At 69.0% G+C, this 14,284-nt stretch carries 12 protein-coding genes; 3 read left to right on the forward strand and 9 right to left on the reverse strand.

Annotated elements, in window-relative coordinates:
• Positions 1–90: 90 nt before the first annotated feature.
• Both ABZV58_RS19575 and ABZV58_RS19580 read left to right on the forward strand, forming a co-directional pair.
• The gene (locus tag ABZV58_RS19575; RefSeq protein ID WP_355001544.1) at positions 91–312 is read left to right on the forward strand and encodes a hypothetical protein; all 222 of its coding nucleotides are present in this window, start codon (positions 91–93) and stop codon (positions 310–312) included.
• Positions 312–1,535, forward strand: a complete 1,224-nt coding sequence (locus ABZV58_RS19580) for a hypothetical protein (protein ID WP_355001545.1) — start codon at positions 312–314, stop codon at positions 1,533–1,535. The genes ABZV58_RS19575 and ABZV58_RS19580 overlap by 1 nt, the downstream gene beginning before the upstream one ends.
• 63 nt (positions 1,536–1,598) lie before the next feature.
• On the opposite strand, the gene ABZV58_RS19585 is transcribed toward ABZV58_RS19580, so the two are convergent.
• From ABZV58_RS19585 to ABZV58_RS19625, 9 genes are all read right to left on the reverse strand, one after another.
• Positions 1,599–2,486: a hypothetical protein gene (locus tag ABZV58_RS19585; protein ID WP_355001546.1), complete on the reverse strand. Its 888-nt coding sequence runs from the start codon at positions 2,484–2,486 to the stop codon at positions 1,599–1,601.
• 35 nt (positions 2,487–2,521) lie between these two features.
• Entirely contained in the window at positions 2,522–3,088 is a 567-nt protein-coding gene (locus tag ABZV58_RS19590) for a hypothetical protein (protein WP_355001547.1), read from the reverse strand.
• A 182-nt stretch (positions 3,089–3,270) separates the two neighbouring features.
• Positions 3,271–4,452, reverse strand: a complete 1,182-nt coding sequence (locus ABZV58_RS19595) for a M64 family metallopeptidase (protein WP_355001548.1) — start codon at positions 4,450–4,452, stop codon at positions 3,271–3,273.
• Positions 4,439–4,828, reverse strand: coding sequence for a hypothetical protein (locus ABZV58_RS19600; protein ID WP_355001549.1), 390 nt, complete (start codon positions 4,826–4,828; stop codon positions 4,439–4,441). The genes ABZV58_RS19595 and ABZV58_RS19600 overlap by 14 nt, the downstream gene beginning before the upstream one ends.
• A gap of 379 nt (positions 4,829–5,207) precedes the next feature.
• On the reverse strand, positions 5,208–6,104 hold the full coding sequence (gene thpD, locus ABZV58_RS19605) for an ectoine hydroxylase (protein ID WP_355001550.1): 897 nt from the start codon (positions 6,102–6,104) through the stop codon (positions 5,208–5,210).
• Positions 6,105–6,119: 15 nt separating this feature from the next.
• A complete protein-coding gene (locus ABZV58_RS19610) occupies positions 6,120–6,515 on the reverse strand; it encodes an ectoine synthase (protein ID WP_355001551.1) in 396 nt (131 codons plus the stop codon).
• Positions 6,512–7,822, reverse strand: coding sequence for a diaminobutyrate--2-oxoglutarate transaminase (gene ectB / locus ABZV58_RS19615; protein WP_355001552.1), 1,311 nt, complete (start codon positions 7,820–7,822; stop codon positions 6,512–6,514). The genes ABZV58_RS19610 and ectB overlap by 4 nt, the downstream gene beginning before the upstream one ends.
• Positions 7,819–8,397, reverse strand: a complete 579-nt coding sequence (gene ectA, locus ABZV58_RS19620; RefSeq protein ID WP_355001553.1) for a diaminobutyrate acetyltransferase — start codon at positions 8,395–8,397, stop codon at positions 7,819–7,821. Before ectA ends, ectB begins: the two co-directional genes overlap by 4 nt.
• 118 nt (positions 8,398–8,515) lie before the next feature.
• The gene (locus tag ABZV58_RS19625) at positions 8,516–9,226 is read right to left on the reverse strand and encodes a response regulator transcription factor (RefSeq protein ID WP_355001718.1); all 711 of its coding nucleotides are present in this window, start codon (positions 9,224–9,226) and stop codon (positions 8,516–8,518) included.
• A gap of 316 nt (positions 9,227–9,542) precedes the next feature.
• Here ABZV58_RS19625 and ABZV58_RS19630 point away from each other — a divergent pair, with 316 nt between their 5' ends.
• Positions 9,543–14,249 (forward strand): cation-translocating P-type ATPase, encoded by a 4,707-nt coding sequence (locus tag ABZV58_RS19630; RefSeq protein ID WP_355001554.1) that lies wholly within the window; start codon positions 9,543–9,545, stop codon positions 14,247–14,249.
• Positions 14,250–14,284 lie beyond the last annotated feature (35 nt).

The raw sequence follows: 14,284 nt of genomic DNA on the forward strand, positions 1-14,284 counted from the left end.
CGTCCCGCATTCCGTGCGGACCTGCACAATGTGATCGAGAAAATCCTTCGCGGCCCGCCACGGTCGCGGAGGCCGCACGACGGGAGAACGATGACCGCCAGAGCCCACCTGGAGCGCGAATTGGGCGGACCGTTCGCCGCCCTCGATCTGCTGACCGAGCAGGAGATCGACGAACTCGCCGAAATGGTCGACGCCGCACTGCGTACCGAGACCGCCACCCTCGCCGACTCCGTGGACGCGGTGGTCGGCGCGCTGCCGTGGCCGCTGCGCACGGCGGCGAAGAAGATCATGTTCGGAAACCGGCTCGGCTGATGACCGACCTGGTCACCAGGGCTCAGCTCGTCCTGCTCGCCCGCACGCTGCACGTCCCCGCCGAACGCCTCGCGCACCTCGAGAAGCTGGGCGCCGCACGGCTGCACGAATTGCAACAGCGCATCGCACGCCGGATCTTCGATGAGCACACCGCCACCTTCCGGCGCGTCGACATGCTGGTTCCGGTTGTCCCGCTGAGCATTTCGCTGCCGCTGGTCCAGCGCATGGTGCCGCCGACGATGGCGGGCCGCGCCGCGGGCGCGGTCGGCGTCGAGCATCCGAGGAAGGCCGCCGAGGCGCTCGGCATGCTGGAGGTCTCCTACGCCGCGGACTGCGCGCCGTATCTGGATCCGCGCACGGTCGGCGAGCTGGCCGACGTCGCACCGCCGGGGCCGGTCGTCGCGATCACCAACGAGCTGCTGCGCCGGGGCGACTACGTCACCGCGGGTCCGTTCCTCGCCTACGCCACGCCCGCGCTCATCCGCGCCGTCGAGGCGGGCGTGCACGACGACGAAGGCATGATCCGCTCGGCCGCCTACGCGTATTCGAGCGCGAGCATCAGCGCCGTCATCCGGGAGATGCTGCACGGTTCCGCGCAACGGATCCCGCGCCTGGCCGCCACCCTCCTGTCCGGTTCCGCGGAGCTGCGGCTGACCGCGCTGTCGGTCTTCGCGCGCTGCGACGAGGACGTGATCGCCGCGCTGGGCGGCATTCTCATCGATGTCGGCACCGTCGAGCAGAACGGCGACCTCGTCCGTGTCGCGGCCGAGGCGGGCGCGATCCGCGAATTGCTGACGCTCGTCGGGCATCTCGGACCTTCGGCGCTCGACACGCTGGCCGCCAATCCGGTGACCGCCGACCACGCCGTCATGTCGGCGCTGGTGGCAGCGGTCGCCGAACATCCGGAGCCCGCGACGCTGCGCGGTCTGGTGAATCTGCTGGAACGCGCCGACGCCGAGACGACGCGTCGGTGGGGCAGGCTGCTATTCGAGTCGGCCGACGCGGTGCTCGTCGAGTTGCCCGTGCTCGTCACCGAGGCCAGACTATGGCCCGCGCTGCTGCGGATACTGGCCGAGATCGACGGTGAGACCCAGACCCGCCTCGGCGAGGCATGGGCGAAACTGCCCGTGGCGGACCGCGAGACGCTCGAACGGCGAGTCCACGAACTACGCCTGGACACCCGCCTGGCCACGCTCACCGTCACGATGAACATCTACGGCTGACGTGTCTCCTTCGCGAACGGGTCCCGTGGTAATCCGAAGACCAGCGGATATGACTGTCGGATCTCATGCCGAGGCAAGTCGCCGGGCGATCGCGGCGGCGATCGGAAGCCCGGCCTGCTGCTCGTAGTACGAGAACGCAGGGCTGGGATTGGCCTCGAAGCACACGGCTTCCCCTTCCGGGGTGATACGAAGATCGATTCCGGCGAGCTCCAGCCCCAAGGTTCGGGATAAACGAACACAGCGTCCAGCCAGTTCGTCATCGATCGAATACGCGTCGACCACCGCGAGCGGTGCCCCACTTGCGGACCCGTATCGATAGTCGGTGGCCCAGCTCGTTACCCGCGCGGCGAAAGCGTCGTCGCCGACGGTGTGGACGCGGACATCTACGCCGTCCACGTAGGACTGGAACTGGACCGGACACCCTCGGATTCGGTCGAGACGACCGATGTCCAGGTCGGTGAGCAGCTTGACCACAGAACGAACACCGCTCATCGACTTGTAGACGATCCGGCCGTGGCGCGCCCGAAATTCGAGGACCTCGGCGGGATCGCTCGTGATCAGTGTCTCCGGGACGTTGAATCCTGCTGCCGAGATGAGTTGCAGCTGATACGGCTTGGACGCATTGCTGGTCTGGGCCGATGCTCGGTTCACCACCAGCGCGGGGGTCATCTCGAGCCAGGTCATCAGCTGGTCGTGCAGGGTTCGGCAGTGCATGCGACCTGGCGAGTCGACCGGCTCCGACGCGATCTCAGGAAGGAGTCGATCGTCCATCGTGCGGACGTAAACGCTGCGGATCGACTCCAGTTCGGCCCGCCCCGAGCAGTCCTCGATCGTGCCACCCACGCGCCCGTCCGCGACCTCCAATCGCAGGGTGGTGACGAGAGCCTGTCGCTGATCGAACCAGCGAAACGGGGTTCGCATACGCGCCAACTCGGCGGCTACCAGAGCCATCGGCGGCTCCGAACGGATCCCGCACAACAGGACGGTCATCGGCTCAGGACCTTCGACAAGGCATCGATCGCCCGGTCACCGGCCACGCGTAGATCGGCCATCGGCATTATCCCCGTGAAGACCGGCGACGTATCAGGTGACCGATCGAGTCCGATGTGGAGCAACGACACTTCGGCGAGATCGGCCAAGCGGCGGCAGGCCGAGCGAACGTCCTCCGAGAGCGGCGGATCCGATAGGACGATGTCCCCGAGCACGAGCGCCCAAGACGTCCATTCGTTGTCGGCAGGACATGATTTCGGCATAGTGTCATGCCAGCGCCATGGACGGTGGGGCAAGCCGGCCCGCGTGGCCAGCAGATACCATTCTGCGGGCGAACGCCACCGCCCTGCCAGAACATAGGGATGCGGCAGCTCGACCACGTGCGCTCCCGTCCGACACATCGAGTGCAACGCACTGCACAGCAGGGCGCGGAACTCCTGCTCGGTGTATTCCACATCCTCCTGCTCGATCCTGGCGAGGTAGGACGACGGAATCTGCACGAGGCGATTGAGGACCCAACCGACATCCTCTTGATGTATCCGCCGTCCGTCGGCGAGCACCACGTCGAAACGTGCGCCCGCTGGTCCGACAGTGTGACGCCAGCGCGATCCCGAGCAGAGCGCTTCGGTGGTGACGACTTGCGTGGCAGCTCCGCGCCTGCGCAGCTGCTGATCCACCCATCCGGCAACGGGATCGCCGGGCTCGCACAGGATGAGCCCGAAACGCCGCGCCGCCGCGTGCCCGATCACTCGCGTGGCGGTTCGTTTTGCAGGGCACCGCGACTCGAATCGGGCCGTTGCTCACGCTCGATGAAGTGCGCAATGCGGGCCACCGTGTCCTCGAGCCGGTCCAGACGTTGCCCGATATCGACCGGATCCCCGGACTGCGTCCCGGCATCCGGCATCGGATTCCCGAGTGCGGGGTTGCTGACTTCCACCTCGAGCTTCTCGAGCTTGATCTCCTTGAAGACCTCCTTGATCTCGATCTTCTCGAGCTTGATCTCTTTGAACTCCTTGATCTCCTTCAACTCCTTGACGATCGTCTTGGACGGCAGGAGCGGGGTGAGAGTCTCGGTGATCCGTCGGCGGCACACGGCGCAGAAGGGCCGCGGGGAACACCTGTCCACGGTCCGCATGCGGCAGTCGAATTGCGGGCGGAAGACGCCACAGTGATAGTAGTTCGCGCCCTCGTACGCACCCACCGTGTCCGGCGCGCGCGGATTGGACTGCGGATCGCATATCGAGCAGTCTGTGTTGGACGTCGTCGGCATCGGGGTGCCGGCAAGCACGAGGTCTCGCCATTTGATCGTCGCGCGGTTGCTGTCGATGGTGACGTTCGGAAAGTCCGGCTCCACCGTGGGATGGCGGTCGCGGCCCACATCTCGCCCGCATTCCAGGTAGTACTCGTACTCGTCGGCGAGACCGAAAGCCGTGTGCCCCATTTCGTGGAGTCCGATCTCGGCTGCTCCGGCAGCCATGGAAAAGACTGCCACGGCGCCCCCGGATCCGCCGTAAACCTTGGAGTTGACGAGGACCATGATCATGTTCCAGGCGGGCACATCGGCCCCGACCGTACTCATCACGGTGGCGGTGTCGACGACCAAGAGCCGTCGGGCACCGCTGTTGCAGAAACTGGCGTCGAAGTACGTGGCCGCGACGGAGCCTGTCCCGCAGCACGCAGTGGGATCGTCCGCGCCACTGTCTGTGGACGCCACGTCCAGGCGATAGACGTTCAGGGCCGCTTGCAGCCTGTCGAAGGGGGCGGTGCCGAGGAGCGTGGCGACAAAGCTCTGCGCATCCGTCGCGAATTTCTCGATCTCGGCGGCCCGGTAGCCCTCGGCAACGAGAACCAACGTCCAGCGATCGCTGTCGGGTCCGTGATCGAGGATCTTGGTAGCACCCAGGACGCTGCCGTCACCGATTCCCATGGGCACGGCCTCGCTTTCGGCGCAGTGGGAAGTGCGCAAGCGGTTCAGCGGGCCCCCCACTCCTCTCGGGATCGAGGGGACTGCTCACCAGTACCAGGCTGTCCGCCGCTGGTAGATCCGGGATGAGGATCGCGAACAGGCCGTGCGGCCGGTCCACCTTGTGGCGCTGCGCACCCGTGTCGGGTTCGTGCGCCTCCGCGTCGAACCGGATGGGGTTACTCGCGACGCGCCGGTAGATGACTTTGCCCTTCGCGTCTCGCACCTCGAACCAGAAGCCGCTGCGGCCCTCGTAGCCCTTCAGCGCATCGCTCGGCGGCACCGCCATCTCCACCTCTTGCCGGTCGCTGACCGCGACTCTCCGGCCGTCGTACTTCATGAGGAGACGCAGCGCACGGTTCGGCTGCGGCTGTTGCTCGCTTCTGACACTCACCGACCGTCCTGGCATTTTCGAATTGTCCGACCGAGGAGTGCCACCGGGCGTGAGTACTGCACTACTCGTATTGCGAGCACGCAGAACTTCCCGCGTGGGGACGGCATTGTCGCCGTGCCCCTTGACTCGCGACGATCGATCAGGCGAGCTCATCGGTACCGGGGAAGCGGCCGGGGAGTGGGCGCATACCCACGACCGAAAACACCGCGCCGTGCGCATCCCGTGAGGGACGCGCACGGCGCGGTATCGGAATCGCGCACTTCGTTGTGCGAAATCCCGCCGCGGCGCCGACCCGACATCTCACACCGCGGCGCTGGAGCACCGGCTACACGGGGGTGAAATCCCGGCTGCCGATGTAGGTGGGTCGCCGTCCCGGCGCGGCGAACGGCTCCTCCAAAACGTTCTCCACGCTGTTGAACACCAGGAAGATGTTCGAGCGCGGGAAGGGAGTGATGTTGTTGGACGAGCCGTGCATGATGTTCGAGTCGAACAGCAGCGCCGACCCCGCCCGACCGGTGAACTGCACGATGCCGTGCTTGCTCGCGAGCGTCGCGATGTCATCGGTGGTCGGCACACCGATCTCCTGCTCCTGCAACGACTCCCGGTAGTGCTCGGCGGGCGTGCTGCCCTGGCACGGGACGAAGGTGCGGTGCGAGCCGGGCATCACCATCAGGCTCCCGTTGACCGGGTGGTTGTCGGTCAACGCGATCGACAGGCTCACCGCGCGCGGGCTCGGCATGCCGTCCTCGGCGTGCCAGGTCTCGAAATCCGAGTGCCAGTAGAACCCCCTGCCGCGAAAGCCGGGCATGTAGTTGATCCGGGTCTGATGCAGATAGACATCCGATCCGAGCACCTGCCTGGCCAGCCCGGCCACCCGCGATTCGCGCACCAACTCGGCGACCGCGTCGCTGAGTTGGTGCACCTCGAAGATGGACCGGACGCGCCGTGACGCCTTCTCCACGATGAACCGGTCGTCCTCGGTCAACGCCGGATCGGCGGCGAGCCTGCCGATCTCGGCGCCGAACAGGGCCACCTCGTCGGCACTGAGCAGGTCCTCGACGACCGCGAATCCGTCGCGATCGAAGGTGGCCAGCTCCTCGGACTCGATCGTCCCCCACACCGTGGGGTCGGGTCGCTCGATGTGCCGTGGGCGCGCACCGGTTCGGGTGGGGTACCGATCGATGCGCTCGACCTCGTCGCGCTCGATGGTCTGTGGCAACACTTCTCGCCGCTCCTTTCAGCCGATCGGCGCCGCGACCAGCGGGTAGACGCCGTTGCTGTCGTGAACCTCCTGCCCGGTGACCGGCGGGTTGAACACGCACATCATCCGCATGGTGCTGCGCACCTCGAGACGGTGGCGTTCGTTGCCGTCGAGCAGGTACATGGATCCGGGGCCGAGCTCGTAGGTGACGTCGTTGTCCAGGTCCGTGAGCGTGCCCTCGCCCTCGATCAACCACACCGCCTCCACGTGGTGGCGGTAGTGGAACTCGTGCACGGTCCCGGCCTCGATGGTGGTCTCGTGGAAGGAGAAACCGACGCCGTCGCCGCCGAGCACGATCCGCTTGCTGCGCCAGCCCTTGCCCGCGACGTCGCGTTCGGTGCCGGTGATCTCCGCGGTGCTGCGCACGATCACTGGAGCTCACCGCCCTCGGCCGGGCCGCGGTGGTGCAGGCGGCCCCAGCCGGTGCACACCGTGTCGATGGCGCCGGTGAGCAGCTGCAAGCCGTGGTCGAGCTCCTCGTCGCTGATCGTCAACGGCGGCAACAGCTTCACCACCTCGTCGGTGGAGCCGGAGGTCTCCACCAGCAGACCGCGCTCGAAGGCCACCTGGCAGACCTTGCCCGCCTGCGACGGGTCGTCGAAGGCGATGCCGTGCACCAGGCCGCGGCCGCGGGTGGACAGGCCGGGGAAGTGCGCGGCCGCCGCGCCGAGCGCCGTCGCGATGCGCTCGCCCTTGGCGTAGGTGGCGCGCTCGAGCGTGTCGTCGGACCAGTAGTGCTGCAGCGCGGTCTGCGCGGTGACGAAGGCGGGGTTGTTGCCGCGGAAGGTGCCGTTGTGCTCGCCGGGCGCCCACTGGTCCAGCTCGGACTTGAAAAGCACCAGGGCCATGGGCAATCCGTAGCCGCCGATGGACTTCGACAGGGTCACGATGTCGGGGGTGATGCCCGCGACCTCGAAGGAGAAGAACGGGCCGGTGCGGCCGCAGCCCATCTGCACGTCGTCGACGATCAGCAGGATCTCGCGCTCCTCGCACAGCTTGGCCAAGTGCCGAAGCCATTCGGCGCGAGCGACATTCACGCCGCCCTCACCCTGCACCGTCTCCACGATGACCGCGGCGGGACGGTCGAAGCCCGAGGAGGTGTCGTCGAGCACTCGCTCCATCCACTGGAAGTCGGCGGTGGTGTTGTCGAAGTAGCCGTCGTAGGGCATGTGCGCCGCGTGCACCAGCGGCACGCCCGCGCCGGCGCGCTTGGCGGCGTTGCCGGTCACCGACAGCGCGCCGAGGGTCATGCCGTGGAAGGCGTTGGTGAAGCTGAGGATGGTCTCGCGGCCGGTCACCTTGCGGGCCAGTTTGAGCGCGGCCTCGACGGCGTTGGCGCCGGTCGGTCCGGGGAACTGGACCTTGTAGTCCAGGTCGCGCGGCGCGAAGACGGTATCGCGCAAGGTCTCCAGCAGCTTGCGCTTGGCCGCGGTGGACATGTCCAGGCCGTGCGTGATGCCGTCACTGGCGATGTAGTCCAGCAGCGGCTGCTTGAGGATCGGGTTGTTGTGGCCGTAGTTCAGCGCGCCAGCGCCCGCGAAGAAGTCGAGGTAGTCCTTGCCCTCCTCGTCGCGCAGCCAGGCGCCCTTCGCGGTGGTGAACACGGTGGGCCAGGCACGGCAGTAGCCGCGCACATTCGACTCGAGCGACTCGAAGACGGTGGTTTCGGCGGTGATCATCGAAGCTCCTTCTCAGGCTTTCGCTGCGCGGTCGGCGCGATGCGGTAGAGGTCTTCTGCGGCGTGGTTGTCGGGGAAGACGCCAGGATCGAACAAGGGGCGCTTGGTCATTCGCGCGCCGCGACGGCGGGCCACCGCCGCGAACATCGCGATCGAGGCCGGATTGTCCGGCGAGACGGTGGTTTCCAGCGCCGTGACCCCGTGCGGGGCGACGGTGTCGAGCAGGTGCTCGATCAGCGCGGAGCCGGTGCCCCGGCCGCGCTCGCTGTGCGAAACCGCCACCTGCCAGACGAATACGGTGTCCGGAGCCTGCGGCCGCAGGTAAGCGATGACGAAGCCGACGACCCTGCCGTCCACCTCGGCGACCACCGTCGTGCCGGGGAAGTCCCGACACCACAGCAGGTACGCGTAGCTCGAGTTGGTGTCGAGCACGTGCGAATCCTTCGCGATCCGCCAGATCTGGGCGGCGTCGCCCAGCTGTGGCGCACGAAGGAGTGGAACACCGATGCGGTCGGATCTGTGCCACGCCTTCGCGGCGCGATCGATCGTTTCCGTGGACAAGGTTGGCAGTGACATACAACTCCCAGGTCGGGTCTGCAGTACTTATCCAGGCTTACGAACCAACTTTGAGCTGAAGTGGTCGATCTCTTTGCGGTTGTATTACGAACAGATCACGAGGCAAAACATAATGTGATCAACGTTGCACGTCGAGGCGATATCCGAGCCCGCGCACAGTGACCACGACGCACGGATCCGATGGATCGCGCTCGATCTTCGTTCGCAACCGCCGCATATGGACGTCTACAATGCGCTCGTCGCCGAAAAACCCGTCGTCCCAAACTCGTTCGAGCAAGAGGGCGCGGCTGAGCACGCGCCCCGGCGATTCGGCGAGTTCGCAGAGGAGTCGAAACTCAGTGATCGTCAGGCGTATTTCCTCGGCGCCGCGGCGTACCGCGCCGCCGTCTTTGTCGAGGACGAGCGGCGCGCCCGGATACGCGTCCAGCACCATTTCTCGCGGCGCTTCGCGCTCGGCGGCCAATCGCGCTCTGCGGCGTAGTGCGCGCATGCGCGCGGAGATTTCCTTGATTTCGAATGGCTTGGTGACGAAATCGTCGGCGCCCGCCTCGAGCGCGGCCACGACGTCGTGCGTGTCGTCGCGCGAGCTGATCACGATGATCGGGACGTCGTGGTCGCGGCGGATCTCGCGGATGCAGTCGAAGCCGTCCATGTCGCCGAGCATCAGTTCGACGATCATCACATCGGGGGCGCCGTTGCTGCGCAGATGCGTCAGCGCGTCCTCGGCCTCGTTCGCCTCGGCGACGTCGTAGCCTTCGTCCTCCATGGCCATCCGCAGCGCGCCGCGGATCTGGTCGTCGTCGTCGACGATCATCAGGTTCGCGCTCAAGACCCTCATCCCTTGCAGACAGGCGGAAGCGCGGCGTGATGCGGAAATCGCATGCCCAGACGACGCGACAGTCCGCTTCGAGCAGCTTGCCGACCACACGAATACCCGTACCGACCGCTCGGTAAACATCGGGTGGCTGGCGGGTGCCGCTCCGTTCGGGTACCCACCCTTACCCGCGCGCGCGGCAATGGCAAATCGGCAGTGATCCTCGCCACGTCGTCTCGGCGGCGCGAACCGGCCGAACAGCGCCGTCGGAACCGCTTCCGCGCTGTTTGTCCGGTGCACTGCCGGGTAGCTGACCGGTATGGGCTTATCGGTGCGCAATATCGTGTTCAACCCGCTGGTCTCCTCCGTCGCGGGCACGGCGGTCGACGTCGCGCGCTCCGGGGTGGGGCTCGCCGTCGACACCGGGATGAAAGCCGCCACCGTGCCGATCCGCGTCGCCGAGACCGGTGTGCGCGCCGCCGTCGCGGGCGCGGAGCTGATGCTCCCCGACGCCGCCGGCCACCTGCGTGACGACCTGGCCGACCTGGTCGACCCGCACACCGGACGAACCCATCGCCGGATCGCCGTGAGCGAGGATCGCGCGACCGTCGAGGTGCGCGGCCTCACCGACATGGACAACCCGGCCATCACCAAGGCGCTCGGCAAGCGACTCGACCGGCTGCGCGCGGTGCGCTGGTGGGAGGTCAACGCGGTCACCGGACGGGTGGTCGCGGCGCTGGCCAACGGCGCGGCGGATCTGCCCGCACTGCTCGCCGAGGTGGAGCGGACCGAGCGCGAGGTCAAGGTCGCGGATCGGGAGTGGAACCGTCGCGCCGAGTTCCCCTCGGATCGAGAACCATTGCTGGTGGCGGGGATTCAGGTCGCCGGGGATCTGTGCGCGATGGCCGTGGCGACCACGAGCTGGCTGCTGCCGATCAAGCCGCCGGTGCGGGTGCTGCGCTCGATGGCCGCGTTCACCGACGCCCAGCCGCGGCTGCGGCGCGTGCTGGAAGATCGATTGGGCCGTCCGAGAACGGATCTGGTGCTGAGCACCGCGATGGCGATCGGCAACGCGATCGGCAACGCGCCTGCCGCGGGCATGGCGAACCTGGTCGTCGACACGATGCAGCGCACTATGGTGCTGACCGAGGTCGTGGCGCGACGCGCCCAGTGGCGCGACTGGGAGTGCGAACTCACCACGCACGAGGCGCTGGCCGTCGACGATCCGTTGCCCGAGCACTCCAGGCCCGCCGAACTGCCGCGCGGGCCGGTGGAACGGGTCGCCGACGAAGCCTCGGCGGGCGCGCTGCTCAGCGCGGCCGCGTTCGGCGCCTCTCGGCGCGGGGGCGCGGCGTCGGAGGCGCTCGAGCTCGGCGCGCCGAAGGCCGCCCGAGCGACGCGGGAGGCGTACGCCGCCGCCGTCTCGATGACCCTGTCGCGCGCGGGTGTGCTCACCCTGGAGCCGGTCGTATGGCGTCGGTTGGATCGCCTCACCGCGCTGGTGGTGGACGGCGAATCGTTGCTGACCTCGCGCCGCCTGGTGCTCGCGGCCGAACCCATCGACCCGCGCTGGCGGGACCCACGCAGGCGTCGGCGGCGAGACGGCGCCGCCGCGACGGACAGCGCGTCCGAGACCTCACAGGTGTCGACCAACGGGTCGCGACCGACGCACGACGAGCTCGACGAGCAAGTGAAAGCCGACGAGGAGCGCGCCGCGGCCCACGTGTGGAGCGCCGCGCAGCGCCTGCTGCGGTCCGCGGACGGCTTGGACGACGAAGCGGGGCCGAGTGGTTCGCACGGGTTGCGCTTGGTCCAGCCCAAGAGCGGAGCGCCGGATCGCGGCGTCACGGTGCGCCCGGTCTGGCGCGAACTGCGCGACGGCGGCCGCCCGGTGGGCCGGGTCCTGATCGGGCGCGAGCTGGACCGTCGCGCGCACGCCTTGCTCGGCGCCGCGCGCACCGCGGGTCTGCGGGTGACGCTGGTCGGCGGCGAGGATGTCGCGGAATTGCGTTCCCTCGCCGACGAATTCGTCTCCGCGGGGGTGTCGATGAGCAAGCTGGTGAACGGCGCGCAGCAGGACGGTCATGTCGTCGCGGTGCTGAGTCCGCGTGCGCACAAGGCGCTGGCCTGGGCCGACGTGGCGATCGGCGTGTGCGGCGGCGAGTGCGAGTCGATGCGGCCACCGTGGAGCGCCGATCTGATGTGCCGCGATCTGAGCCAGGTCCAGCGGGTACTGGCCGCGGTGGTCCCGGCCAGGCAGGCCAGCGAACGCGGCCGCGCGCTGGCGCTGTCGGCGTGCGCGCTCGGCGGATTGCTGCTGGCGACCGGTCCGGCGCGGCGCGGACGCAGCTCGCCGATGGTCACCGCGCATTTCGTCGGTCTGGTCAACGGCGCGTTCGCGGGTTGGCAGGCCGTGCGCGGCGAGCCGCGCGCCACTCTGGCGCCGCTGCTGCCGTGGAACGCGCTCGAACCCGACGAGGTGCTCTCCCGGCTACCGGAGCCGCAGGCGCTGGACGCGCGGGTCACCGAGGAATCGCGCACGCCCGCGCTGCTCGCGCCCTTCGCGTCGCTGATCTCGTTCGCCGGGCAGCTTCGCCGTGAGCTGGCCGACCCGCTGACGCCCATCCTCGGTGTCGGCGCCGTCGCCACCGCCATCCTCGGCTCTCCCTCCGACGCCCTGCTGCTCTCCTCGGTGCTGACCGTCAACGCGCTGGTCTCCGCGCGGCAACGCCAGAAGGCGGAGAACGCGCTGCACCAGCTGATCGCCGAAGAAGAGGTGACCGCCCGGCTGCTGGATCGCGCCGCGGTGGGCGAGGGCGGCATCGAGCCGGCCGCCGACGCCGACGAGCGGATCGTGCCCGCCCACCGGCTCGTCCTGGGTGATGTCGTCGCGCTGCGGGCGGGCGACGTGGTGCCCGCCGACGCGCGTCTGCTCTGGGTGGACGACCTGGAGATGGACGAATCCGGACTGACCGGCGAATCGGTCACCGTGGAGAAGCAGCTGGCCGCCACGCCGGGCGCCGAGCTCGGTGACCGGGCGTGCATGGTGTTCGAGGGCAGCACGGTGGTGACCGGCGAGGCCTGCGCGGTCGTTGTCGCCGTTGGCGCCGACACGCAGGCCGGGCGCGCTACCGCGGGCGCGGTGCCGCCCGAAAAGGGCGGTGTGCAAGCGCAATTGCGACGTCTGACCGAGCGCGTGCTGCCGCTGACCCTGGCGGGCGGCAGCGCGGTGACGGCGCTGGGCGGCCTGCGCGGACAACCGCTGCGCATCGCGATCGCCGACGGCGTCGGCGTGGCCGTCGCCGCAGTACCGGAAGGGCTGCCGCTGGTCGCCACCGTCGCGCAGCTCGCCGCCGCCCGCAGGCTGTCCCGGTACGGCGTGCTGGTGCGGGCCAGCCGCACCGTCGAGGCGCTCGGCCGCGTAGACACGCTGTGCTTCGACAAGACCGGAACTCTCACCGAAGGGCGATTGCGGCTGACCACCCTCGCCGACTTGGATCGGCAGTGGCCACACGACGCCGATGTCTACAACGCGCGCCGTCTGCTGCGCGCCGCCGCGCGAGCCTGCCCCGACCCGGACGACGGTCCGGTGCTGCACGCCACCGATCGCGCGGTCCTCGATGCCGCCGACGTGCTCGGCGACGACGACCAGTGGGACCCGATCGAGGAGATCCCGTTCGAGTCCAACCGCGGCTACGCCGCCGCGCTCGGGCACACCACCCGCAGGCTGCGCCTCGTCGTCAAGGGCGCCCCCGAGGTCGTGCTGCCCCGGTGCGCGAAGGTGCGCACGGGCGATGAGGACAAGCAGACGCTCACCGACCACCATCGCGAGCGCGCCCAAGAGGTGGTGCGTGATCTCGCCGAACAGGGCCTGCGGGTGCTGGTGGTGGCCCGCCGCGACTTGGCCGAGAAGCCGGCGGACGTCGAGGAGGCGGTCGGCGAACTCACCCTCCTCGGCTTCCTCGGGTTGGCCGACACGCCGCGCCCGCAGACGCTTCCGCTCGTGCAGGCGTTGCGCGAGAACGGCATCGGCATCCGCATGATCACCGGCGACCATCCGGTGACCGCGGCGGCCGTCGCACGACAGCTCGGCATCGACGCGGAGTCGGTGACCACCGGCGCCGATCTGGACCGCCTCGACGACAGCGAACAGACGAAGCTGATCGAGCGGACCACGGTGTTCGCCAGGGTCGCCCCCGAGCAGAAGGTGCGCATCGTCGCCGCGCTGCGCCGCGCGGGGCATGTCGTCGGCATGACCGGTGACGGCAGCAACGACGCGGCCGCGATCCGCAGCGCCGACGTCGGAATCGGTTTGGCCGCACACGGTTCCGCCGCCGCCCGCAACGCCGCCGACTTGGTGCTCACCGAACCGGACCCGACCGCCCTGCTACACGCGCTCGTGGAGGGACGCGGCATGTGGCAGCGGATCAACGACGCCGTCGGCGTGCTGGTCGGCGGCAACGCGGGCGAGGTGGCGTTCACGTTGTACGGCACCGCCGTCAGCGGACACGCACCGCTCGGCACCCGCCAGTTCCTGCTGGTGAACATGCTCACCGACATGTTCCCCGCGCTGGCGCTCGCGCTCTCCCCCGACCGCGCCGAACAGGACGCCACCGATCCCGAAGAGCGCGCCAGGCAGTTGTCCGAGATCCCGCCCGCGCGGCTCGGACCGGAGCTGGCGCACACCATCGCGGTCCGCGGCGTCACCACCGCCGCGGGGGCGGCGACCGCGTGGACCATCGCCCGCTACACCGGGTCACAGCGCCGGGCCGCCACCATCGGTCTGGTTGCGCTGATCGGCACCCAGCTCGGGCAGACGCTGGTCTCCGGGCACCGCAGCCCGCTGGTCTGGGTGACCACCGCGGCCAGCGGCGTGGTGCTCGGGGCCGTGGTCATGACCCCGGGTGTCTGCGGCTACTTCGGCTGCACCCCGCTGGGCCCGATCGGCTGGACCATCGCGGCGACGACCGCCGCCGCGGCCACCGCGGGCTCGGTGGTGCTCCCCCGCTTCCTGCCGGCACCGGCGGCGACGGACTGACCGCGGACGCGAGAAGATCGGCGCGGCACCGGTGC

The sequence above is a fragment of the Nocardia sp. NPDC004654 genome (assembly GCF_040609595.1).
Lineage (GTDB): Bacteria > Actinomycetota > Actinomycetes > Mycobacteriales > Mycobacteriaceae > Nocardia.